This is a genomic window from Paenibacillus pasadenensis (assembly GCF_002864175.1).
Classification (GTDB): Bacteria; Bacillota; Bacilli; order Paenibacillales; family Paenibacillaceae; genus Paenibacillus_O; species Paenibacillus_O pasadenensis.
In genome coordinates, this window is sequence record NZ_NFEZ01000003.1 from 1,266,522 (window position 1) to 1,290,487 (window position 23,966).

18 protein-coding genes are annotated in these 23,966 nt (G+C 53.5%); all 18 read right to left on the reverse strand.

The genetic code is table 11. The features are described 5' to 3' along the window. Positions 1-38 precede the first annotated feature (38 nt). Entirely contained in the window at positions 39-356 is a 318-nt protein-coding gene (locus B8V81_RS09180; protein WP_425320486.1) for a glutamyl-tRNA amidotransferase, read from the reverse strand. Then, positions 353-2,113, reverse strand: coding sequence for a VirD4-like conjugal transfer protein, CD1115 family (locus tag B8V81_RS09185; protein ID WP_101808193.1), 1,761 nt, complete (start codon positions 2,111-2,113; stop codon positions 353-355). The genes B8V81_RS09180 and B8V81_RS09185 overlap by 4 nt, the downstream gene beginning before the upstream one ends. After that, entirely contained in the window at positions 2,100-2,291 is a 192-nt protein-coding gene (locus tag B8V81_RS09190) for a hypothetical protein (protein WP_021877380.1), read from the reverse strand. The genes B8V81_RS09185 and B8V81_RS09190 overlap by 14 nt, the downstream gene beginning before the upstream one ends. Positions 2,292-2,331: 40 nt before the next feature. Next, positions 2,332-3,234 carry a hypothetical protein gene (locus B8V81_RS09195; protein WP_028598723.1) on the reverse strand — a complete coding sequence of 301 codons (903 nt, stop codon included), beginning with the start codon at positions 3,232-3,234 and terminating at the stop codon, positions 2,332-2,334. Continuing rightward, positions 3,231-4,193, reverse strand: coding sequence for a PcfB family protein (locus B8V81_RS09200; RefSeq protein WP_028598722.1), 963 nt, complete (start codon positions 4,191-4,193; stop codon positions 3,231-3,233). The genes B8V81_RS09195 and B8V81_RS09200 overlap by 4 nt, the downstream gene beginning before the upstream one ends. Then, on the reverse strand, positions 4,135-5,526 hold the full coding sequence (locus B8V81_RS09205) for a relaxase/mobilization nuclease domain-containing protein (protein ID WP_028598721.1): 1,392 nt from the start codon (positions 5,524-5,526) through the stop codon (positions 4,135-4,137). Before B8V81_RS09205 ends, B8V81_RS09200 begins: the two co-directional genes overlap by 59 nt. A gap of 15 nt (positions 5,527-5,541) precedes the next feature. Beyond that, positions 5,542-5,907, reverse strand: coding sequence for a plasmid mobilization protein (locus B8V81_RS09210; protein ID WP_240479005.1), 366 nt, complete (start codon positions 5,905-5,907; stop codon positions 5,542-5,544). A gap of 309 nt (positions 5,908-6,216) precedes the next feature. Next, positions 6,217-6,363, reverse strand: coding sequence for a hypothetical protein (locus B8V81_RS25180; protein WP_156876708.1), 147 nt, complete (start codon positions 6,361-6,363; stop codon positions 6,217-6,219). 83 nt (positions 6,364-6,446) lie between these two features. Then, positions 6,447-7,394 (reverse strand): DUF3991 and TOPRIM domain-containing protein, encoded by a 948-nt coding sequence (locus tag B8V81_RS09215; protein ID WP_101808194.1) that lies wholly within the window; start codon positions 7,392-7,394, stop codon positions 6,447-6,449. Positions 7,395-7,863: 469 nt separating this feature from the next. Beyond that, on the reverse strand, positions 7,864-15,096 hold the full coding sequence (locus B8V81_RS09225; protein ID WP_425320487.1) for a DEAD/DEAH box helicase family protein: 7,233 nt from the start codon (positions 15,094-15,096) through the stop codon (positions 7,864-7,866). Positions 15,097-15,109: 13 nt separating this feature from the next. Continuing rightward, positions 15,110-15,376, reverse strand: coding sequence for a helix-turn-helix domain-containing protein (locus B8V81_RS09235; protein ID WP_043111221.1), 267 nt, complete (start codon positions 15,374-15,376; stop codon positions 15,110-15,112). 14 nt (positions 15,377-15,390) lie between these two features. Further along, positions 15,391-15,879, reverse strand: coding sequence for a hypothetical protein (locus B8V81_RS24740; protein ID WP_127464351.1), 489 nt, complete (start codon positions 15,877-15,879; stop codon positions 15,391-15,393). A gap of 30 nt (positions 15,880-15,909) precedes the next feature. Beyond that, positions 15,910-19,743 carry a DUF5704 domain-containing protein gene (locus tag B8V81_RS09240; RefSeq protein ID WP_244912733.1) on the reverse strand — a complete coding sequence of 1,278 codons (3,834 nt, stop codon included), beginning with the start codon at positions 19,741-19,743 and terminating at the stop codon, positions 15,910-15,912. Then, positions 19,744-20,856 (reverse strand): copper amine oxidase N-terminal domain-containing protein, encoded by a 1,113-nt coding sequence (locus B8V81_RS09245; protein ID WP_101808197.1) that lies wholly within the window; start codon positions 20,854-20,856, stop codon positions 19,744-19,746. Between the two features lie 430 nt (positions 20,857-21,286). Then, positions 21,287-21,955, reverse strand: coding sequence for a COG1470 family protein (locus B8V81_RS09250; RefSeq protein ID WP_101808198.1), 669 nt, complete (start codon positions 21,953-21,955; stop codon positions 21,287-21,289). A gap of 69 nt (positions 21,956-22,024) precedes the next feature. Continuing rightward, positions 22,025-23,008, reverse strand: a complete 984-nt coding sequence (locus tag B8V81_RS09255; RefSeq protein WP_101808199.1) for a hypothetical protein — start codon at positions 23,006-23,008, stop codon at positions 22,025-22,027. After that, on the reverse strand, positions 22,995-23,543 hold the full coding sequence (locus tag B8V81_RS09260) for a hypothetical protein (protein ID WP_028598714.1): 549 nt from the start codon (positions 23,541-23,543) through the stop codon (positions 22,995-22,997). The genes B8V81_RS09255 and B8V81_RS09260 overlap by 14 nt, the downstream gene beginning before the upstream one ends. After that, positions 23,540-23,932, reverse strand: coding sequence for a hypothetical protein (locus B8V81_RS09265; RefSeq protein ID WP_028598713.1), 393 nt, complete (start codon positions 23,930-23,932; stop codon positions 23,540-23,542). The genes B8V81_RS09260 and B8V81_RS09265 overlap by 4 nt, the downstream gene beginning before the upstream one ends. Positions 23,933-23,966 lie beyond the last annotated feature (34 nt).

Genomic DNA, 23,966 nt, shown 5'->3' on the forward strand with positions numbered 1-23,966 from the left:
GACGAAACGTCCGCCCCCCTTCATGCAAAGCTTCAAACTCATCCGGCGATCAGGGTAAGAATTTCCTTCGTAAACGTAATAATAACCCCTCCGGCGAGCGTCAGAAACCCGTTTGCGCGCTGGGAAGGGTCATGGGATTTGAGCGACAATCCAATCTGAACAATGCCGAAGCCGAGAATAATCATGCCAATCGCACGAATTAAACCGAAGATAAACGTAGACAGGTTGTTGACGGTCGTCATCGGATCGCCCTCTGCATAAGCAGAGGAGACGAACACCGTTCCGCTCAAGATCAGCACGATGTACAGGGCCAGCAGCCGTTTCGTTTTCATTTTCAAATTCATCATTCCCTTCATATAAATAGCGCCTCTACTTCTTCTTCCGATAGAAGCTCATAATCCCCGTCTTCATGCAGGAACAAGGATTGCCAATCCAAGGCGTGTTCCGCGCCGCCATGCTGATAGGAAAGACCGTTACCATCCGTCGTGAGCGCGACATGAGGATGCTTGAGCAAATCATATTTGTCGTCCTGAATGGGATGTTCGCCACGAATAAAGAGCAGGCAAAAGCGGTTATCCAGCAACCTCACCTCGTCGGGTGTGAGCAATTCGCGGCCTGATTGCTGGTAGTTGACCGAGTAGCTGCCGTTTCTTCCCTTGCTCTGACCGTAGGTATTGGTGTCAATCGTTTCCTTGCCAAGCAGCTCCGAGACGTATTTGTGGGTAGACTGTTCGTTGCCGCCCAGGTACAAAAATTCGTCGCAGTTGCCTACAATCGATTCCCATGCGTCTTTGTACAGCGCCTTGAGCTGTGCTAAATTTTGCAAAATGATAGAAACGGAAATTTCCCGGCTGCGCATTGTGGAGAGCAACTTGTCAAATTCGTCGGGAAGCGCTACATTGGCGAACTCGTCCATGACAAAGTGAACATGAACCGGGAGACGTCCGCCGTGCCGATAGTCCGCCTCGTACATTAAGCATTGAAAAAGCTGTGTGTAGAGCATGCCGACAATGAAGTTGAAGCTGCTGTCGTTATCGGGAATGACGGCAAACATCGCCGTTTTCTTCTCCCCCATAACGGGCAATTCCATTTCGTCGACCATGCTCATCCCCGCAATCGTATGCAAATTGAACTTCTCCAATCGAACGCCGAGGCCAATTAAAATGGACTTGGCCGTCTTGCCCGCCGCCAGCTTGAAAATGTTGTACTGCTTGACGGCAAGGTGTTCCGGATCGCGCATGGCCAGCCGCTCGAATAGTTCATCGAGCGGGCTTTGGTACGTTTCGTCCTCCTCCCGCACCTCCGCAGCCGCGATCATTTCCATGACCATTGGGAAGTTTTGCTCCTCGGGCGGTGCTTCATATAGGAGGTATAGCACGAGCGCTTCCAGCAAGGCGGTCTCGGATCGCTCCCAAAAGGGATCGTTGGTATTGCTGCCCTTCGGTGTCGTATTGCGGATCAGATTGGTGACCAGCTTGAGAACATCCTTGTCGTCTTGCAAATAGGCGAATGGATTGTAGCCATGCGAACGGTGTGGATTGATGAGATCCAGCACCTTGATGTCATAGCCTTCGGACTTGAGTAGATGCCCGGTATCGCGCAAAATTTCGCCCTTGGGATCGAGCACGACAAAGGACGTATGCGCCTGCATAACGTTCGGCTTGGCGTAAAACCTCGTTTTGCCGGACCCGGAACCGCCGACGACAAGAACATTCAGGTTCCGGCGATGCTTGCGGCCATCCAAGCCGATGCGTACCTGCTGCGTCAGAATCTTGTTTTGTTCCGGTTGCTTGTCGCGATACTTGGCATTTATCCGTCCGGCCTTGCCCCATCGTGCGCTGCCATGCTCTTCGCGCCGCCGATAGTTGCGCGGGGACGCCAAGTAGATGCCGACCGAAATCCCATAAATCAACGTGAACAGCAACAAGCTTCGCGGCGTATCCTCGACCCATTGAATCTGGAAGGGATTGTTAATCGCCTCGCTGAGATACAGCAGAAGTGCCGGTAATCCCTTTGACAAAGCGGGGGCGGCAAGCAGCGCCGCCCACACGACCGGAATAAAAAAAACCGCAAAGAGTAAAAGATTACTCCTTGCGGTTTCAGCGCGCCGCATGATGACTCCTGCGCTTTATTTTTTGATAGGGAGCGTCAATCGCTTTGAGCAGTAAATCGTCAACAGGATCGGTCGGCCGCTGCTGGCCGATCAAGTCGTTGCGGAGCGCATTCAAGGCGTTGATGACAATGCCATGCTCGTAATGATCCATTCTCAGGATGCGTTCTTCCTCTTTCATCGCCACTCCTCCCAACAGAAAAATGAAAAGCATGCCACGACTAGCGGGTGGAATCGCTGCGATTCGGTTGCTGCTGTCGCTGCTGGGCCAGCATACGGTGCATTCGACGGGATATGTCGTGTGCCGCATCCTTCATCACCGTCAGCTCGGCGCGAATTTGCTGCGGCTCCAACTCCTTGAGCCGTTCGTGAACCCTGCCGAAGCGGAAGGAAGCCGTCTCGACGCCGAATTTTTTGCAAAGCATATACGCAGCGCAGTAAGCTTGAAAATTGTAATGTGAACGGCTGTAGTCGTTATGGCCGCGATCGATCTCCGCATGCGTCAGCTCCTGTGCGAGAGCTCGAAAAATGTCACCAGCCCCAAGTCCGCGACGTATCACGATGCTTCGCGTATCCGGCTGATAAAGCGCATGAACTTCCGCAGGCAAGGCATCTCCAATCGTAATCGCAACAGGTGAGCGGTCCATCAATGCCTTGATGCGCGTGCGGTCATCCGGGTAGATCGGCGATTCCTTTTTCGGTGCGGTTGTTTGCGCAACATCGAACATCTTCTTGGGGTTGTAGCTGATTGCGGTACTCCCATCTTCTCGCTTGTATTCCTCGCCTGGCTCCAAGATGTAAAATCCGGATTCCTTGCGACGGATATAGACGCCTTGTTCTTTCCAGCTATCAAAATCAGCAATGCGAGTGGCATCCGGTCGCTGCGCGAAAATAAGCAGCGCATTCGCGACGCTGTAGAGATCAAAACGGCTTTGTACGTCCAGATAATGCTGAAATTGTTCGCCGTTTTGCGCAATGGCGGCTGTGGCAGTATCAATCGTCTCATACGTCCACTGCCGCAGTTCTTGCTTTTTTTGCGCCCACGCTTCTTTGTCGAACGGCTGCTCACGCTGACCGGAGGCCGTCGTGACTTGGGGCTGGAATAACTCGTCCAGTTCGCTCATTTCGATTTCCCTCGCTTTCGACTCCCGGCCATCGGAACGGATGCTTTACTGCCGGACGCCGAATTCCCGCGATCTCTGCGCTTAGGCAACGACGGTTCCTGCACCTGCTGCCGCCGTCTGCTCTCTGCCGCCCGGTTTTCCTCCCGAATTTCACGCAGCAATTGGCGGACGGACACTTTTCCCTTCGGCTTTTCAGGGTCAATCGTAACCCTTTCGTATGCCGCGCTGCGCTCGGAGGTAGGCGCGGACGGAGAGGATGGTTCCGTTGTCCTCTCCTCCTGTGTCGGCGGGGGGGGAAGCGGACGCTCCGGTTCCGTTCGCTCGACCTCCCACGCCTCGGCCGCCGGTTGATCGGTTCCCTGCTGCTCGTTTACCGGCTGCACCTCCGCCGCCGGCTCGGGCTTTCCCAACAGATCGTCCAAAAAATCTTCGCTCACTACCGCTCCCTCATTTGAAGCTGGCGACTCGTTGGCTCCTTCTTCGGGTGTGCCGGCATGTTGCTCCGGTGGTTGCGCCGCCCCTTCACGCTCGACCGACTGCTTCTCGCTGCGGGACTTCACAATCTCCTGCTTGATGCTGGCCGTATCTACGGTCGCCAGCTTGAAGCGTTCAACGATTCGGTTGATCTTGGACGCATCCTCGGCCCGCACCATGACGTCGCAAAGCCCGTCCACATTTTTCTTGTCACGCAGCGCGCAATAGAGGACACCATAGCGCTTCGCTTCTTTGCAAAAAGTCGGCAAGTCTTCATTTCGTACTGCAAACACCTTCAGTTCCTTGCCGCTGCGCAGCAAGCTTTCCAGACGAATGCGGCCTCTTGTTCGTTTTTGCCCTTGCAGGGCGGCGAACAAATAAACGGCCAGATGCTTCGCGCCTTCGCCGGAAATTTTCGCCATGACCTCAATGCCACGAAGACTCATGCTGACGACCTGATCGGCCGCCTCGGTTCCGCTGCTCATGGACATTGGCCTCCCTTCGTGTCGATTGGTCTTCCTCGTTACGTTGCAGCTTGTTTGCCAGTTCGTCGGATCGGGCAAGGATGCCCGTACAAAGCCTCACCTCCTTTCGGAGCTTCGCAAGCTGACGGGAAAGCTCAGCAATTTGCGACTTATACGATTCGATTTGCTCGGGATGCTGGCAGCAACGAAGTCGGTTGTACAGCATTTTGCGGGAGCTGTATCCTTGCCGCAATTCCGTTTGCAGCCCAGCGTGGTAAGCCAACAATTGTGCTTTGCTGGAAATGCCGTGACGACACAGCAGCCTGGTTTGTTCCGTAATGGCCGTCAAATGACGCAAGTCTTCACGCAATAAAAAAGACGTCCGTTTGAGGGATGCGCGGGAATGGGGTAGAATCCCCATCTTGAATAAATAACGCAGATACAGGGCTTGCAGGCCGCTAAATTTACGTCCGATGTGCAGGGTGCTGCGAACGATGACGGCTCGTCTGCGCCGCGGCAACGGCAACGGTTGCTGACGCTGCGGTAACTGGTTTTGCAGAATACGCTCTTTTATCGCATGCTCCGTGTAATCGTCGCCAAGACTGCGCAATCGAACAAAACGCTCTTTGCCCGGCGGGCGTACCGCCAAATGCTTGACGTTCGACTTCATTTCATAGCCCTGCTTTTGAAGGATCGCGAAGAATTGCGTCATCGTCATGGCAGCGGCGATAGCGGCGTCGATGTCCTCGCGAATCAAGCCGCGCCAAGTCGGCTTGCTTTCCTGTTCCGCTCGCCACTCGCCGTAATGCTTGGCCTTGCCCGGTTCCGGCTGCTCAATGACCGATAAGGCATGCTCCCGGCAAAGTCGGTCGGATGTTTGCCGCATCAGCGCGTAAGAGGCTTTGTTATCGTAATAGCGTTTACCGTCCAGAAACGACACCGCATTCAGTACAAAATGATTGTGCAAGTGCTCCTTGTCCAAATGGGTTGATATCACGACTTCAAAGCGCTCTCCCCACAGCTCCTGCGCCAGCTTGACGCCAATGGCATGTGCCACCTCCGGCGTCGTTTCACCAGGTGCAAACGCCTGATACCCATGAAAAGCTACAATGCCATCGGTCTTTTGAAATTGTAGTTTGGTTCGCTGCATTTGCTCGTAAGAGGTAAGCGGATCGCAGTTGATTCCGCTCACGTAAAGCTGTTTTTCCGTTTTGGCATCCGCGCTGGTATAAGCGAGCACCTGCTGTAAATCATCATGTGCTACACGCGCTTGATCGGTCTTATCGGGATTGGTGGCGTAATCCAGCACACGCTTGAGGCGGTCGGTAACGTCCCATATTGCGGTGGTCGCCATGTGCAATTGTCCCCTTTACGGTGGATGGACGTTAGAATTTCCTTGTAGCTCGTTTCTCGGTTCCGGTGCGGTCACGGCTTGTTGAAGCTGCTGGACGGCGCGGCGCAAGTGGTCTGCTTCCTGCTGAAAAGCTGCTCGATCCAGATGACCTGTCGCATGGGCCTTCGCTGCGAGTTGGTTTAGGTTATTGCCGATAGCATGAAGCTCGCGCATCATAGCGAAATAGTCCGTTGGCGGCATCGCCTTCGGAACATAGCCATTAATCAGAGATCGAATATAACCCTCCTGTGAAAGTCCCGATTTTTTCGCGCTCGCCTGAAGTCTTGCGTTTTCATCATTGTTCACCCATACCTGAATGCGAATAACTCGTCTTCTCATCATGTTCACTTCCCTCTTCAAAGGAAATAGCCGAATGAAACGCTAAATAGTTTCTGGCGTTTCTAAAAAATACCGATCTTTGTTGAAACCCATATTCTTGATAAAACAGCGTGCTGTTGAGGCAGGGGTATTAGGGGCTTGCCCCTAACAAGCGAATTTGGGAGACCAAATTCAGTGCTTGCTGCAACACGAGACATTCGTCTCGCGTCGCCCTGAAAGGCACCTGCCGGGAAAAAGGGGAGGGCATCGAAACGACAAAAGACGCTGATCGCTCAGCGTCTTCGTGCGAAACATTATGGTGATTGACTTCCATCAACGTTCCTTGTCCATTGCCCGGCGTACACTCTTCATCACCGTTTGATGGTCTAAACGTGTCGGATCGTTTCGCGCTTGTTCCTCTGCCTCCAAAAGTGCTTTTTCAATCTCCTCGTCCCGCTCGGTTACGTCTTGTTCGTTCATGCCCTACCTCCTCGGAATTAGAATATTAAAGCCATCTCTATTTTCGCCCGACACCGCTCTGAATGCCACTCTACCGAACTGCGCTATCGGCTTGGTACCACGCGCTGTTTACGATAAACCTTCAGGTCGTCATTAACGTCTTTCCCGATGGGCGGCTCGTCGGAAATCGCGTAAGTTGGGCCGAGTAATTGTTGAATCATCATTGTGGCTGAGCGCCCCGGCTCATCGTTGTCCAAATGAAGCACTATGCGCTCCACTTCCGGGTAGCTTTGCAGATAGTGGGTGAGTGCTGCCGGGGCAACGCCCTCATCCTTATTTTCTTTTGGGCTGTATATGCCGGCCAACGACAGTTGATGCGACTGTCGCCAGTCTCTCCCTGCAATTGTCTCAAGGGTGCAATATGATAAAAGGTCAATTGCACTTTCAAACAAATGCAGCTCGGTGCCGTTGTCATCGGCCGGTATAGCGAACGAATACCGTTTATCGCTGCCTAGCGCTTCGCCCATATATCGGGTTTTGGTTGTCCCGCGAATCGCCGCATAGCGCGGAGTGCCTTGCAAATCAAACCCAACAAAAATCGCGTTGTGGTACATTCGGCTTTCGTACAGTCGTCCCGTTTTGAGACAAAAATCAATTACGTCGCGGGAAATGCCGCGTTTGGAGAGATAAGCGATGACGCGATTCGAATTCTCATACGGTTCGGGAAGCTCCAGCCGCGCATTTGAACCATCCTGCTGAATGGCAGGGGTAGCTGGAGCCATGTGAACGGGTGGATTACCGTCAATTTGCAGCACCGCATCGGGAAACGACATGCCTCTTACTTTAATGAGGTAGTCCAGCGCAGAACGACCGCCGATCCCCCTAGACCACCAGAACCATTTACCGTTGGAGATTTTAAGGCTGTCGTGGGAGCGGGTCGAATAGGCGTTGCGCGAGCACCGCACCAGTTCGTATGGCTCGAAACATTGCAAATAGGTGAGCAGGTCCAATTGCTTTGCACGTTCGATTTGTTCCTTGCTTACATAGCTCATTGCCGTAGTTCCTCTCGAAAAAAGTAAATTAGACACAACGGGCTTTAAAAATCGTGTCTCTTAATTGTAAGGCTGATTTTCTTTCATCCTGCTTCATTTGTTCATCGTGCCTTACCCTTCTTTTTGGGATACAGATAAGCTCTTCTTTCCCTCAACTCTGAAGCGCCTTTCTTTTTCATGAATGCGTCTAACTCGCTTTCATAGACTTGACTGGTCACCCCGTTCGAATCACGGATGTAATAATACGTGTCTCCAAATCAGTTCTTCCCTTTGGATATCAATTCCAATTCCGGCATGGTTTCTCCCTCCTCGGTCGGATCGGTTCCATAACAAATAGGCGGTAGAATCGGGCAAAAGCATCCGCCGCCGCTTGGGATGGCATACAACATGTGCGTACCTCCAGAAATGCGAAAAGGACCCCAAAAGCCGGAGTCCGTTTCGTCCTGTGATTTATACCTTTCCATTGCTGTTATCGCTCTCGATCCGCAACCCGCCGTTCGGGTGCTTCCGGTTCTTCATCCGACACGCTGTCCACGGCTTCGTTTTCCCTTTTGTCCATGTTCAGCAGCACATTTAACTCCGCGAGCCGCGCGGACTTCGTTTGCAATTCCTGCTCCTGCTTGAACGGTGCCTCGATCTGCTCCTTCGCCGTTACCATCTGTTGCTTGAGTGTTGCGAGCTGGTCACGGCAATAGGCGAGCTTATTCGGCAAATCCGACAAGGTGTTGTTTATTCGACTCATATTGCCGCCTGCATCCGGTCCTAACGTAATCGTATGGCCCAAAGCGCCGCGCAGCGTCACCTTGTATTCCTTTGCAAAGCTATCAAACGATAGCCATAAGGAAAAGCCCATGTAACTGCCTGCATCCTGCGGATCGGGAGAGGTCATGCCCTTGCAGGCTTCCAGCAGGGCAACGCCCGCCGTAGCACGTTCCGAGTACGTGTAATCTTTGATGGTCATACCGGGAAAACGGGAATCGTCGCTGCTAGCCTTTTCCGACGCTTGGGCGCGCATGAACAAGGCCACGTCCTGCTCATACCCAGCAATGCGTTCCTCCGTTGACTTGAACTGTTGCGGCAGCATTTTGAGCAGCCGATCCTCCAGCGCATAACGCTGGCTTAAATGATTCGCCTTGAGCAGCTTGAGCTTGGATACCTGGATGTCGAGGTCCATCTTCTCCTTGATGTACGGATTTCCGGTCGCCAGCGCTTTAACTTCAGCATAGGACAAAGCCGTCTCATCAATGTCCTCGGCAGAACGAACCGGCGATTTGCTGGTCATGATCTGCGAGATAAACCGCTGCTTGTTCTCCAGCGTTTGATAGAGGTAAGCGTCAAACGTGTTCTCTGTGACATAACGGAAGATGTGAACCTCGCTGTTCTGGTTGCCTTGCCGAATAATCCGCCCGCTGCGCTGCTCCAGGTCGCGTGGTCGCCACGGACAATCGAGGTCATGAAGCGCGATCAACTTGGTCTGAACGTTCGTTCCCGCACCCATCTTAAACGTCGATCCGAGCAATATGCGAATCTGTCCCGTTCGCACCTTGGCAAACAGTTCCTTCTTCTTCACTTCTGTATTGGCGTCGTGAATGAAGGCGATCTCCTCAACCGGAACGCCTTTCTCCGTCAGTTTTCGCCGCAGCTCGTCGTACACATTAAAGGTTCCGTCCTGCTTAGGAATGGAAAGGTCGCAAAAGACCAGCTGCGCGAGCCGCTGATCCCGACTGTCGGCCCATTGCCGAAAGACGTTATCCGCGCAGGCGCTTACTTTACTGCCTTCGTCATCGGGTAGCATGGCGTTTGCCAGCCGCTGATCGAGGGCCAGCTTGCGTCCGTCGTTGGTGATCTTGAGCATGTTGTCTTCATGCGGCTCTACTCGCTTCGCTCGCACCAGTTCGGCGCGGCTGGCGAGATCCGCGACCATCTCACGCTGAAAATCGCTCGGCGGAACAGCGACGTTGTGGAAGTGGGCTTTGGGAACCGGAAGCTGGAGCATATCCGCTGTCTGAATGTCCGCCACTTCCTTAAAGACGTTCATCAGCTCCGGCAAATTATAAAAACGGGCAAACCGCGTTTTCGCGCGATAGCCCGTTCCTTCCGGTGCCAATTCGATGGCAGTAACTGTTTCGCCAAATGTTGAAGCCCACGAATCAAAGTGCTGCAAGCCTTGCCCGCGGAGCCGCTCGTATTGCAAGTAGCGCTGCATCGTGTACATCTCGGTGATGGAGTTGGAGATCGGCGTACCCGTGGCAAAAATAATGCCCCGTCCCTCGGTCAATTCATCCAAATAGCGGCACTTGGCAAACATGTCCGATGACTTTTGCGCTTCGGTTTGCGATAGCCCGGCGACATTGCGCATTTTCGTATAAAGGAATAGATTTTTGTACGAGTCTGCTTCGTCGACGAACAATCGATCGATGCCGAGTTCCTCAAAGGTAACCACATCATCCTTACGGCTCGTGTCGTTCAGCTTCTCCAGCTTGACCTGCAGCGTCTTCTTTGTCCTCTCAAGCTGCTTGATGGCGTACCGCTCGCCCTTGGCTTCCTTTAGCTCGCGGATGCCGCTGGTGATTTCGGATATTTGCTCGTAAAGCTGTTGCCGCTGGCGCTCCGCCGAGATCGGAATTTTTTCAAATTGCGAGTGGCCGATAATAATCGCGTCGTAATCGCCGGTGGCAATCCGTGCGCAGAACGTCTTCCGGTTCTTCGTTTCAAAATCCTTCTTGGTGGCGACAAGTACGTTCGCGGACGGATAGAGCATCAAAAATTCCGCAGCCCATTGCTCGGTCAGATGATTAGGAACAACCAACATGCTTTTGTTGCACAGGCCCAAATGCTTGCTTTCCATTGCCGCGGCGGTCATCGCAAAGGTTTTGCCCGCGCCGACGCAATGGGCGAAAAGGGAATTGCCGCCGTAGAGCGTTCGGGCAACCGCATTGACCTGATGCTGCCGCAACCGGATTTCCGGGTTCATCCCGGTGAAGCGGATATGACTTCCATCATATTCGCGCGGACGGATGGAATTAAATCGATCATTGTACAGTCGCGTGAGCTGCTCCCGGCGCTGCGGATCTTGCCATATCCAGTCTCGAAACGCTTCCTTCATGGCTTCCTGCTTTTGCTGCGCGATAGCCGTTTCCTGCTTGTTCAGCACCCGCTTTTCCACACCGTTTTCAACGGCCGTATCGAATATCCGTACATCCCGCAGATTCAGCGTGTCTTCGAGAATTTTGTACGCATTGATGCGATTCGTACCGTAGGTGACATTGGCCTTAATATTGTTACTGCGATCATCGCTTTTGCCTTTAACGTTCCAGGCTGCTGTGTAGCCGGAATACATCACGTTGATGGAGGTTTGGTACATATACGGCGTATCCACCAGTTCGAAAATGAATGCCCGAATGACTTCCGGCGGCAGCCAGGTTGCGCCCAGTCGTACATCAATCTCGGAAGCGTCCAAGTCCATCGGCTGCACGGCTTCCAGCGCTTTAACATTTTCAGCGTACCGCTCGGCGTCAAAGGCCGCAAACTGTTTGGCAGTGCGCAGCTTTTCACGAACATTGCCCGATAAATACGCATCCGCTGTTTCGTATATCGGTTGTCCTTCTTCGTCCAGATTTTCAGGATTCGGGAAGATCACGCCGCGAAGCTCCTGCACAAGCAGTTCTTGCGCGAGTCCGGTCAACTCTGCCATATACGGCAAATCGACGCGAGCTTTCGTACCGATGGAAACCGCCAGCGCCTCCGAAGCCGTATCCACCTGTTTTATGTTGGTGCGTTGCCGAATGGTACGCTTCGTGAACATATCCGCCTTACGTAGCAACCGTCCTTCCTCATCTATGACTTCCAACGAACAGAGAAGGAAGTACGAGCTGTCATCCGAAAAGGCAAGGCTATTGGCGCGACTGTTAATCAGGCCGTATTGCGTTGTGAACCGTTCGTATTGCGTATCCAGCTTGCGCTGTTGCTCCCTTATCGCTTCGTCGCTGTAATCCTCGGTTTGGTATTCGATCAGTTCGCGCACCGTGTCCCGAAGCTGAATCATGCCCTTGATACGGCCCGCCGCAGTTGCTGATGTTTCAACCGGTCGCATCCGGCTGTTTTCCCGAAAATAGATGCGTCCTTCGACCAGCGCAAAGCTGAAATTACGAACGGACGGGTCGGCAGGCTGGGAGACTTCCTCCTCCTCCGGCTGTTCCTCCCGTTCCAAGTCGACCCACTCCGCATGGATGTTCGCTAGCGCCTCACGCAGCAACTCGTCCAAAGGAGCGTCCGGGTAGGGACGACAGGTCGTTTCCTGTTGATTGCCATACATCCGATCATCGTAGGCCATCGTGCCAAGCGCCATATCGGGGCGGGCTGCAAAGTAGGCATTAACGGGAACACCTTCTGCTGTTTCACCAAGCGCAAGCCATTCTTCGGTTTGCTCGCTTACCGCCACCATACGGTCCCGTTTTTGCAAAAATAAAATGTCGGCGGTCACTTCGGTCCCTGCATTCGCCAGGAACGCATTGCTAGGCAGGCGCACCGCGCCAAGCAGCGCGGCTCGTTCCGCAATGTATTTACGGACAGCCGAGTTTTGTTTGTCCATTGTGCCTTTAGAAGTGATGAAGGCGATGATGCCGCCCGGACGAACCTTATCCAGCGTCTTCGCAAAGAAATAGTCGTGAATCAGAAACTTGTGCTTATCGTATTTTTTGTCGGCTACGCCGTAGCCGCCGAACGGCACGTTGCCAATGGCGAGATCAAAAAAGCTATCCGGCAAGCTGGTCTGCTCGTAGCCGCTGACAGCAATCGACGCCTGCGGGTAAAGCTGCCGCGCAATGCGACCGGTGATGCTGTCCAACTCCACGCCAAATAGCCGAGCGTCGGCAAACGTCTCCGGCACTAAGCCGAAAAAGTTTCCAATACCGCATGAAGGCTCCAGAACGTTGCCGCTGCGAAAGCCCATCCTCTCCAGGCATTCGTACATCGCCTTGATGACGGTAGGAGAGGTGTAGTGCGCATTCAGCGTGGAGGCGCGGGCGGACGCATACTCCTCCGGGTCCAGTAAATCTCGCAGCTCTGCATATTCGTTTCCCCATTGCGGATTGCCATCATCAAACGCTTGCGGAATCCCGCCCCAGCCCACATAACGGGCAAGCACGGCCTGTTCGTCCGCAGTTGCCTGACGGTTATCCTTTTCCAGTTGCCCGAGCAGCCGAATCGCTTCCACATTCCATTTGTACTTGGTATTCGCGCCACCGTATCCCAATTCATTGTCCTTGATCCGGTAGTTGCTGACCGGTGTCGATTCACGCCGGATCTCGATCTCGGGCGTGGCAGCGGAAACGGGAGGTATCCTGTCCTCCTCATCTTGTGCCGAATGTTCCGCTTGCTCCGGTTCGTCCACCCATTCCGTATCCCATTCCGCGTGTTCCGAATCCGATTCCTGCTGACCGGAAATCAGATGATCGTTCAGCGGATTCTCGCGCAGCATGCGCTCGAAATCCCGGCGATTCATTTCCTGCATGAATAACGGAAATTGAACGTCCTGCAGCACAACCTTTCGCGGCTCCAGTTGCGCAATTTCGTATTCGTCCGCACCGATAAAGAGTTTGCTGCCCTCGATATACCCATAGTGCGCCCGAGCCCGGTTGGTCGTTTGCTGTGATTCATCCGGCTGCATTTCCGACAGCGGCAGTTTGTGTTCCGTCTTATCCGCCGCGCGCTGCCTGCGCTGCTCCTCCAGCTGCTCGGCATAGGCAGGCAACCGTTCTTCTTCCTGGCGGTTCAGATAACGGCCCGCTGCCAGTAGCTCGCTGATTCGCTTTTGCACCTTGATCCACGGCAACTCGACTTTAACGTCCGGGTTCATAATAGAACCTCGTGTCAGCGTAATCCCCTTGCTGTCGTGATTTTCATGAATATCGGTGCCGATCAGGGCAGGGAGGCGCCCGCCTGTGCCATATTCCCGTTTCAGAAAATCAGCATTCTCCTGCGCCGATAACGACTGCCCAAAAAATAGCGCGATGCGAAGCTTTCCGTTCTCAAAACCGCTGCCACCTTGCAGAACAGCGTCGATGGCCGCTTGAGGAAGTGAAAAAGCGGAGGCTTTTTCGTCCTCCGCTTGCTTCATCCATAGAGTCTGCTGCTGAATAGAAGGCAGCGATGTACGAGCAGGATCAAACTCGTTAAGGATTATCATGCTGGCGATATGCCCGGCAATCACCGACCAATCGTAAAAGCTCTGCGCCGTCCGCTGCGCCGCCGATCCCGTCCAAAGATGCAGCACATTGCGGTACGGCTCAAAACCGGCCTTTAGGTCATCTTCGAGCGTTAACTCCGTGACTCCCGTAGGGAACAGACTGCGAATATACAGCGTTCGTTCACGTTCTTCCTGATTTGCATCGAAAAAGGCTTCGATGGCCGCTTTGTTCTCGGAAAGAGGCGCGGCGCGAAGCATATCGTTGATGATCGCCTGGTCATGAAAAAACGGAAGACTTCTGTCTTCCGTTTCCCGGTCGTACCATTTTAGTGATAAATCAGTTCCGTGAGAATCAGTTCCTCCGCCTGCTGCTTCAAGCTGTTCATGTGACTCGTCCAGCCCATCGGGTCGGTCGCCTTGTCCGGGGCCGGATGCTGCCGGATCAGTTCCTGCATCGTCAGGTCGACCTGCTCCCTCGCTGTCCGGTCGATGTCCGCCAGATGCCTGGTCAGTTGCTCCGACAGCATCAGGTGGGCGTAGGTTCCCTTCCGCTGCTCCTTGAGAAACGTCTTGCGCAACATCCCATATTTCCCGATGCTCATCGGTTCGGTCAACGTCAGGTCGGGCAGCAGGTAATGCCCGCTCGGCGTGTAGGTCAGTTCCATGCTCGATCATCCTTTCACTTGTTTTAGCTTCATTGTGCGGCAAGGATGCTGGCCTTGCAACGGTGCGGTTTGTCTGACGTTCATTTTTTCGCTGCTCATCGCGGCGCATCGCCCGAACGGTGGATTCAATCTCGCGCAGCATCGTTTCCGCTACGTCGCTGATCGCTGCGCCCAACTGAGAAAGCGCAGGGAGTGTATTGAAATAACCGACGCCGGACAGATCGTCAACGCTGATGTAATGGGAGGGTTCCAGACCGCAGCGTGTCAGCGCCATAAAGGCGACTGCGTGCTCTGCGGCTTCCTTAAATAGCAGCTCCACATGCGGCTCATCCAGTTCTTCAAGTAGGCTGTTGTCGCGCTCGATCAGCAGCATCCGCACGTAATCGGCGCTATGGTCCTCCACCGCGTTTCGGGCAGCGGTCAACAGCGTGTCAACCAGCTCCATGCCTGGCCCTCGTTCACTGCCAAACGCATTTTCCAACGTTTCGATGACGGCTTCCGTATCCGGCTCCTCCATGCGCCATAGGGAGACGGGTTGTCGGATTCGGCTCTGCGTGTCCGACACATCGAAGACATGACGCAGCCCCAAATAACTGCCCCGATCCTCGATCAGCGCGATGCCTTTTGCGCCGCGCTTGACCCAACGGTTTAACCGCTTGTTCCAGATTTCAATCGTCGCACATGCCGTAGCATCGGGGCGCTGCGCGTAGATCAAAAGTTGATCCTGAAACGGATACTTGTAGTTCCAGGCCGCCGTCCGCAGAAAATCGACCCAGCGCTCAGGGTCATTCGAAACCGCACGGGCCGTACTGGCGGCAAGCTCCGCCATTCGCTGCAACTTGGCTGTCAAAGGTCGCACCTCCTCATGCAAAGGTAATTTGGTTCGACAGACGAATGCCTTCCTCGGAATATCGGGGCGTGAGCCGGATCAGTCCGTTTTGCTGAAGCCGATGCAGATTGCGACGGACGGCAGAGGCGGAAAGCCCCACCTCTGCCGCAAGTCGTCTGGATGAAAGCAATACCGTGCCGTTTCGTCCGCCTGCGCGATCCAGCAAATAGCTGTACAGCAGCTTCGCCGCAGGCGGAACCGATACGCCGGCCAGCAGCCGGTAACGGGCGAGATCGTTCATAGGTGTGCGTCCTCCTATCGTTCCAGTTCAGACTTCTGCTTTAGTGGTGCCGATGAAGGGGAATGGAGGGGCGACGACAATTCATTCATTCGCTCCGGCCGGGCGAAGCAATATAAATAAAAGTTATAGTCGCCGGCACGCGGAAAGCATCGCAGATAGTAACGATGCTTTGCCGTCTGTAAACAAAAGCCATAGACATCGCTGTGCCGCGCGCTTGGTAGACGGGCCTCTGGATGTTTTATACAAAAATCGTGCATGCCACTGCGGTTTTGAAGCAGCCCCTGTTCCGTCAACGCTTGAATGACCGCTCCAAGCTCCTCCCGAAAATCAGGAGTTTTCAACGAAGAGATATGTTCGAACCAAGTCGCCCAAAATGCCTCCCCATCTTTGCCGAAATCACCGCGCACATGCCCAATACAACCGCGCTCTGTATCCTTCTCGATGGAGGCGGAATAAAAATAAGCCTCATCCTCAGATGTGGCAATCTTCAGCTTCTCAATCATGCTCTTTTCCTCCCAAACGGTATGTTGTTTTTAATGGGTGCCGCCCGTACCAAAATCGTCGTAGCTGGACAAGTCGGCGTGATAAAACACAACGTCCCCGTCTAGCAAAGAGAACACCCCCCCGTAAGGATCGACAAAACTGCGCTGAAAACCTTCCATCTGCCACTGGTTGTCCAGCGGCGCATTTTTATACTGCAAATGCGGGTGAGCGATGTCCTTATTGCGAATGGTTTCGATGTTAAAATTGACTACAATATAGCCGTCACGCAGGAAGATCGGCGCATTGTCGTCCAGCCGGTGGGTACGTCCGTACTCGGCCAGATTGATGCCTGCTGGCACTGCATAGGGAGCAGCCGGAAGGCTATACTCGCCAAACCAGCGCTGCACCGAGGCATTGGCCCGCGCAGTATCAATGCCAGACGGCACCTGCATGCTGCCGATAAACGTCCGAAGCTGCGAAGGAAGCAGCACGCCGTCGTAGCCACCGACGTAAAACCGCTTTTGCGCCGCGTTCTTCAAAACCTGCTGTACATACGACGTCTGAGTGCCAGAGGAACCATTCAGCTTCCACAGTGAACTGGCCGTGTTGGTTAGCTCCTGCTGCGACACATTGCGCAGGCGGGTGTCGAGCGTCACCAACCGCTGCTCGGTATCTTCTGTGGAGCCGATCCGAATAAACCGCTTGTTTCCCGAATGATAGTACAAGTCCACCTGTTGCCGGTTTTTGCCCTGCTTGTCAACGAAGTAAAAAGTCGGCGTAATCTTCACGCCATCGCCCGCGCTGAACATGTTGCCGAGCGTTTTGACCTCAAATTTGAAGTGATAGCCTGTTTTTACCACAACATTTTTCTTTCCGCTCTCCGGGTGACTGCCGGGCCGAATCGGCAGCACGTAAGGGGCCGTATTGCCGCGCGCCGCGCCGTCGATCCCTTTTGTGCCAACCCAGTAGTTATTTCCGGTCGGCGTCACACTGCCTGCCGCCGTTCTGAACACCTTTTCCCACTGGTAGTCGGCAATATCGGTAATTCGGAAGTCGAACAGACGGCCAATAACCTCAACCGCCACAACTTGCGTCGCCACATGATTAGTTAAGTCCAAATTGGCATTACTTTGTGATGTGAATGAAACCGGACTGTTTTCGGCAAATGTGCGGAACAGTACATCATAATTTCCCTCATCTACCCAAACGGGCATGTAAAAAGTGGTTGTAAGCTGGCCGACAGGAATCGAAGTCCAGGTGTCCTTCGGAATCAACGTTCCGTGGTCAGCCTTGTATACATCGAATGGGAACCTTACCTGCTTGTCTCGCACATATTTGGCATAGTCCCGATTGCCATAGCCGGTAATGTCCCGGTGCGGCCCGCTGGTAGGAATCGTCACGGTAAAGGGGCGATCCAGAATAAGCGCCGAACGATCGGCTGTCGGCACCGTTTTCTGATTGTGCGCCTGATCGTCGGCTACAGATGCCAGATTGACGACGGGGGTATGCACCGTCACCGGATTGATGCCGTTGATCGGGAAGCTTTGGTTCGACCCGCCTCCGATGCCCTTGACCAGCGTATAATAAATCGTCCCCGTGCTTGGCTGGCTCCCCTTGTTCGTTTTAGTCGCATCGATGACAAATCCCGAACCATATAAAACATCCTGACCGATCATAGGAGATGCAGGAATCGCCCCCGGAGCAGGTGCCGTTTCCTCCACCGTCCGATTGTCCATGATCGTTTGTCCATTAAAGACGACCGTGTCGTTCTTGACCTTGATTTTCCCGACCGCATTTTCAGCCTCTGACTTCCAGTTCTCGCTTGGAACCGAAGGTCTACTGGAGCCGCCGTAAACCGTTTGACCGGAAAGCACAACGTTGCGATACACCGGGTCCGTAATATGGGACGAGCCCGCTGCATCATGGGTGGCGGAAACAGACGGTGCGGTATACCCGTTTGCTTGCAGCGTCACCGAACCGGAGGGCAGGGCATAGTTGGCGACTGTCGCCTTCTGTAAGCCGTACACTTCCAAACGGTCTGCCAGCCAATAGCTGTACTTTCGTTCCACACTGTAGCTTTGGGTGACCGTTTGCGTGTCGGATCGGGATACCGGAACCGTGGTCGAATGACCTTCGCTATCCGGCGGGCCGGGAACATATTCCGTCCATCTCAGCGTATAGGTGCGGCTGACTGTAATCGGATACGATTTCGAGCCTTTCACTTCTGTGAACGTATTGCGATACAAATACGCTTTGGCGCTCGCGTTAACATAAAGGCTTTCTGAGGTCGGTATTCCCTTCAAAACATCAAAGCGTTCTGCGCCGCGAGAATCCGCCTTTATGATCGCCGATGCCGTGGCATCCATCGCCTCGGCTTGCTGGCTCGTGCCAGGTAACGAGGTATCGCCGCCGTCACTGTCGCCTTTGCGTACGGTGTGATCCGAGGTGGAATCTCCGCTGTTACCATTAGTATCTTTCACGACGACCGTGATTTTGACGGTAATACTGGAGCCGGATGTGAATGGAATTTTGATCGGCAGCGATTTACTTGCCGTCAGCCCGCTGAGTGAGCCGGACTTATCGCTAGGCGTAACGAATGTTGCGTTCTCTATTTTTGTGATCTCATACGTTTTGAGCGGCACGGGTGACTTCGCTTCAAATACAAAATTTCCATCCACAGAGGTGACGGAAGCATCGACGTGATTTGGCGCGTCAATACGAGATGTCACGGTAATCGGGGAAGGAATTTTATAGATGCCGACGAAGTTGGAGCCGCCAGAGCCAACCAAGATGGAGCGTTCGAGCAGATTCGCGTCGCCTTTTTCTTGTATGAATAGCTTCTCATCCGGCTTCTTGTTGTTTGTGATATACGTGCGAACAATTTCATATGTCTGGCCACCAGATGTGAGCTGCGGATCAAACGTATAGTTCGCTTCCTCTCCAGTCTCGTAGACGCCTTTGTCGACTTCCTTGAGTTTCGTACCATCTTCCTTTTGATAGATCGCCTTTACCGGGTTATTTTCAGCGTATTCGGCAATCGCGTCCGTTCCGCCAAGCGCCACCGTGAAGCTTCGCGTTCGCACCTTCGGATTCGCATCCGGATTTTCCTGCAACCAGCTTTTCTGCGTTAGGTCCTTCTTCGGCGATAGGTAGGAGCGGACAATACTGTACGTTTTCCCGTTATCCTCAATCGTCGCAGGAAACTCGTGGTTGATCGTCTCGCCGACTTTGTAGTCGCCCTTATGGAACGTGACCTCAGGCTGCTTGAGGATCGTTCCTCCCACTGTTTTCGCAACGACATCGACAGGAAAATTCGCGCTGCGATAGGGGATGTGAATCCCAAAGTAATCATCGAGATCATCTGGGTGCGCCCAAGGTTCAGCGTTCTTGATTCCTTCTAACGTGTAAAATGGGCCTTTGCGCACGTTTCCATTGCCATCGACGGATACCATAATTGCGTACAAGTACAGGTCGTCGTTGTCCTTGATGTCTCCCATGCCTGCTTGCCACATGCCGTCCGTTACTAAATCTTCACTGACTTCGTAGTAGGTCGTGACCGGCTCTCCGGGAATTGGGGGGTTCGGATTTTGCGCGACTTGACGCACCTGTTGATTGACAAAGGATGCGTGACTGCCGTTACGCGGATCACTGCACTGTTTGGATGATGTATTCGTGCAGAGTTGGTCACGACGAACCGTCCAACCTACCGTTCTGTAGCGGATGGACGAGGTTGCTGCTGTGCTAGTGATTTCAAATTTGATCTTACCCTCATCTACCCGGACAGCCGGTGTCGCGGCATTCGTAAGAAACGGAAAGCACGACAATAAAAAAGAGCATGCCAGCAGCATGCTCAACGTGATTCGTATGAATTTAGGTTTGCGCATCTAGTTCGAGTCCGCCTTTCTAATGATATGATTGCGGAATAAACTTGCATTCGGATCAACCTTCAACGTACTTCCCCAATCGCCGCCTACATTAGTGGAAAGAGAAATATCGGCGTAGCCTTCGTACCAAACACCTTTCTCAAACGTTTGTTTTTTCGGGAACCACTCATCGTAAAGCAAGTCATTGCTTGCCTTGTACGAGACGAGTTTAATCCTGAACTTGGATCGCACAAAGTTGTTGCCAAACCCATCTTTATAAATCATGGATGGCTCGGGATCAAGATAGCCTTCCATCTGGATTTGGTTCTCTTTGACCCATTCTGCGTAGCGGCGAATATGTTTCAGTTCGGCATCAGAGTTTTGCATTTTGGTAGCAAAAACCGCCTGCGTCCACGCGTCATCAATCGTGTTGTAATTTACATTCAGCCAAAGCGCACCGAATGCTTTCAGTCTTCCCATCCAAATATCCACGTTCTTCTTGTTGAATTCCGGCTTCGTCGAGTAGAGGACGGATGAAACTTTGCTGTCTGTTGGATGCGAAAATGGATAGCCCATCTCGTACATTTCGTTCGGAACGTCCGCAAGAATGTATGGATAATCGCTCGCATTCTTCGGTAAGTCGGTCGTGCGAATCAAGCGCCCCCATTGGTCGGTCTGCGCCGCGCTATCTTCGCTGGTCTTGATAAACACGGTGTCTGTCGGATTGTCCCAATCCACCTTCGCACCCAACACCTCGCTTACGAAACGGAGCGGCACAAACGTTCGACCGCCGCTTAGGATGGCTTTCGTATCCAAAGTGACCGCTTTGCCATCTACCAGCACAACATTTTGGTCAATCGTCAGAACGATAGATTGATCGTCTCTCGTAATCGGAACCGTCTGTGTTTTCGATTCCCAGCCGACTTTCGCTCCGAGCGATTCGGCGACAAAGCGTACCGGGACGAGCGTTCGCCCGTTCTCATCAATAAACGCCTGCGCGTCGGGAAACCAGATTTTTTTGCCGTCCATGACGACGCTGACAAAGGTTGGCGGTTTACTGGCTGCGCTTGCCGTCAAACTGAATATACTTCCGAAAAGTGTCACAATGAGGAGGGATACTAACCTTCTTTTCAATTGCCTCACTCCCTAAAGAAAATGTGCGAAACTGGAAAAACTTGCTGTTGCCTACATCATAGTGCCGATTCTGTTGCCTGTCCACTGTCCGGCAGCCTGCCCTCCGCAGGAACCAGGAGCCGCTCGTTACTCCGTGCGCGAAGCTCTTCTCCTTATAACAACAACGACGATGACAAGAATCAGCAGCAAGCCCACGTGGACGCAGGATGAGCGCAAGCCAAATGAACCTTCATGAAGCGGAGAAACGTCCCCAGTAGCCTGAATCACGGTTCCTGATGGCATAGTCCGACCGCCCGTTACTTCAAAAGGGAAATCCTTCTGTTCTGTGCGGTCACCCAGCGTCGTCTTTACTTCCGCCATGTAAGAACCGGGAGAAAGCGGCCTGTTTAACTCCGCCATGTACTGTGCGACCGTGCCTGCATAAATGGAATCAACCGTTGATTTCCTTTTTAAACAAAAGCTCGCTGGCATCGTCCTGCCGTTTGAGCCGCACCTCGATCTCCGGTTCGGACAAGCTATCGCCTTCATTGACCAGCAAAATCGTCAGGCTCGCTTTTCCGTTCTCCAGCGTGTATACGGCTGCGTGCGGGACAGCCTCAGGAGGCTTCGCCTCGTCCAACTTGTAGTTGAGGACGACCTGCAGCCCGATTTTACGCGCCGCCGATTCCCTCATACTTTGATCGTAGACGCCGATGACAGATACGTACTGGCCCGGCTCCACACTTTCAGGTATCTGCATTTCCATTGTAAAGCTTTGCGTCTCGCCAGCGTTGAGGGTTATACTGCGATCCGGCGCCCTGTACCATGCAGCCGAACCGGTATCGGGATCGCTCGGTAAAGTAAAATCCTTACCGCCGCTCAATGCGGGCATGGCATCGGCCGCAAAGAGCAGCGCTGTTATTTCCTCATCAGTGGGATTCGTGACGTGAACCGTGTACTCACGCTTATCGCCAGGTACTATATCCTCGACATAAGCGCCCAACTCCGGATTGATCGGGTCGGAATCCCCACTGATGACCAGTTGCTGCCCATCCATAGGGTTTGTAAATCCGGCGGCTATCCAAAAAACGATTGCCGCCAGCAACAGTCGAATCCACATGATTGATGAACTCCTTTGCTTCTATTCCGACTGCCATCGCTCACATGAGTAAATAGGCATACGTTCCTGCTAGAAGGCCGAGCCGAGGCAAGGGAGGGGCATATATCCCTTGCGCGCGGCTGCTTGCTCGCTGGCAAACGTTTCTTCGGCCTGATAGGTGTAACCGCAGGAACTGCGGTAGTACACCTTCATACTGCCTTTCCTGGCCCCGATGATCGTTGGACGCTTCACGATGCGGCTACCGCCAAGCGCATAGTTGTTGTACACCTTTGCTCCCATCGGGATACCTTGTACAAAAGCCAAAACGCCCACATCATCCACCGTATTGTGCCAGTCCTCATCGGAGATCAGAGGCAGGGTGAACGTGTAGGACAGGCCATTACGAGAGACTGTTTCGTTATATCGATTGATCCGGTAGGCCAACTCGTCCTGGATCGCCCGGACAATCGTGCTTCGTCTTACCTGCTCGAAGAGCGCAGCATCCTGCAAAAGCGGAATCGTCGTTTCCTGCCGGATGTCCTGCCGCAAGCCCTCATGCCAGCTTCGGCTGGCCGCATCGTAAGCGAGTACCTGTTGGTCGAGCGTAAAGGAAAGGCTGTTACCCGCCGAATCGGAATACGCATAAGGCTTCTTCGTTCCCCAAGCCGGTTTCATGACGGTTTTTCCGTCAGTCCCCGTCCATTCTTGCTCGGAATAGACGTAAAAGCCGTCGTACCCGACGATCACGATAGCCGGAATGTAGCGATGCAGGACACCTTGCGACACCGGATCATCCGCAGCGCCCAAGCCCGCGTCCAGCGTCCGGTAGAACGCCGCTAGTACTTCTTCCTTGTTCAGCGCGACATGTTTGGCCGAGGCATATTGCGCTTCCTGCTGCTGGCTTGCGTTAACGACGAGCAACCTCGCGGCGTCGTCTACCGCCGCATCCAGCGCAGCATCGTATCTCATCTCCGTCAGCTCCATCCGTCTCAGGGTATCCGTCTCATCCCGGTTGACGATCGCGAAGGGAAGAAACAACAGCGCGCCGACGATAGCCCATTCAATCCATTTCATTGCGCACCCCCCCGCCATACGGAATCACGATTTTTTCATTCGGGCTGATGGTATTATTCAGAAAATCGAAGAGCAGCGTGCCTGCCGTTCGGTTCGTATTGCGCACAATCACCGAGAAGCTGTCACCCGCACGCATCCGATAACGACGGGTTGGGTCATCCTTTGCTGCCCGATTGTCGGGGAACAGCACCGGCAGGATCTGCGCATTGAAAAACGCATCGTACTGTACCTCGTAGTTCCCCTTAAAGGTTTCGGGCCGTGTCGGATCGTCGTAAACTGGTACATACTTCTTGCTGTCATGTTCCATCTGAACGTCAAAGCTATTGCCGGTCGCCGCAAGCGCGGTCATGAAATCGTTGTACATCGTTGGCGTGATGCCGCCTTTGTCCCGAACCGCATCGACGAAGGCTGTCGTCGCGCGCAAGGCAACCAGTTCCGAAATATCGTCCTGCTGGTCAAAGGCGGCAGTGAGCGGGTAGAGATAGAGCAGCAGAACAGCGATCAATACGGCGAAAATTTTGATCAAACTGTTCATGGCAGGCTCCTTAGTGTCAGGCGCTGCAAGTGACCAGAAACGTCACGTTCATAGGCGGGCTGATAACGCCCCTTCAGACGTATGCCAGCGGACGAGAGCTGCTCTCGTTCCAGCGGCGGCGCGAACCGAATGCCGTCTACCACCATTTCCGCATCACCTTCATCTAGGCGAGCGATAGCTTGCAGCACTTCCGCACCGGATACCGAACCGTCGCCCGAGAGCGGTACAGCGATTTGCTGCAAGTTGTGGTCCTGCGATTGGCCGGTTACATAGGCGAGCGAATTGAGTGAGGCACCGGTCTGAAACAAAATCAGACCGCTTCCTGCGGCCATGAGGAAAACGAGCAATGCTGCGCTCATCTCCAGCATCGTTCTTGGCGCATAGTTCATGCGTTACACCTCCTTCATGACGAAAGCGTCCAAC

Coding starts and splice junctions, on each gene's coding strand:
- B8V81_RS09250 (WP_101808198.1), bottom strand. CDS start 21,955: ATGTGGATTCGACTGTTGCTGGCGGCAATCGTTTTTTGGATAGCCGCC.
- B8V81_RS09260 (WP_028598714.1), bottom strand. CDS start 23,543: ATGAACAGTTTGATCAAAATTTTCGCCGTATTGATCGCTGTTCTGCTG.
- B8V81_RS09190 (WP_021877380.1), bottom strand. CDS start 2,291: ATGAAAGAGGAAGAACGCATCCTGAGAATGGATCATTACGAGCATGGC.
- B8V81_RS24740 (WP_127464351.1), bottom strand. CDS start 15,879: ATGATTGAGAAGCTGAAGATTGCCACATCTGAGGATGAGGCTTATTTT.
- B8V81_RS09205 (WP_028598721.1), bottom strand. CDS start 5,526: ATGGCGACCACCGCAATATGGGACGTTACCGACCGCCTCAAGCGTGTG.
- B8V81_RS09240 (WP_244912733.1), bottom strand. CDS start 19,743: ATGCGCAAACCTAAATTCATACGAATCACGTTGAGCATGCTGCTGGCA.
- B8V81_RS09255 (WP_101808199.1), bottom strand. CDS start 23,008: ATGAAATGGATTGAATGGGCTATCGTCGGCGCGCTGTTGTTTCTTCCC.
- B8V81_RS09185 (WP_101808193.1), bottom strand. CDS start 2,113: ATGCGGCGCGCTGAAACCGCAAGGAGTAATCTTTTACTCTTTGCGGTT.
- B8V81_RS09215 (WP_101808194.1), bottom strand. CDS start 7,394: ATGAGCTATGTAAGCAAGGAACAAATCGAACGTGCAAAGCAATTGGAC.
- B8V81_RS09180 (WP_425320486.1), bottom strand. CDS start 356: ATGAAGGGAATGATGAATTTGAAAATGAAAACGAAACGGCTGCTGGCC.
- B8V81_RS09210 (WP_240479005.1), bottom strand. CDS start 5,907: ATGATGAGAAGACGAGTTATTCGCATTCAGGTATGGGTGAACAATGAT.
- B8V81_RS09195 (WP_028598723.1), bottom strand. CDS start 3,234: ATGAGCGAACTGGACGAGTTATTCCAGCCCCAAGTCACGACGGCCTCC.
- B8V81_RS09200 (WP_028598722.1), bottom strand. CDS start 4,193: ATGAGCAGCGGAACCGAGGCGGCCGATCAGGTCGTCAGCATGAGTCTT.
- B8V81_RS09265 (WP_028598713.1), bottom strand. CDS start 23,932: ATGAACTATGCGCCAAGAACGATGCTGGAGATGAGCGCAGCATTGCTC.
- B8V81_RS25180 (WP_156876708.1), bottom strand. CDS start 6,363: ATGAACGAACAAGACGTAACCGAGCGGGACGAGGAGATTGAAAAAGCA.
- B8V81_RS09235 (WP_043111221.1), bottom strand. CDS start 15,376: ATGAACGATCTCGCCCGTTACCGGCTGCTGGCCGGCGTATCGGTTCCG.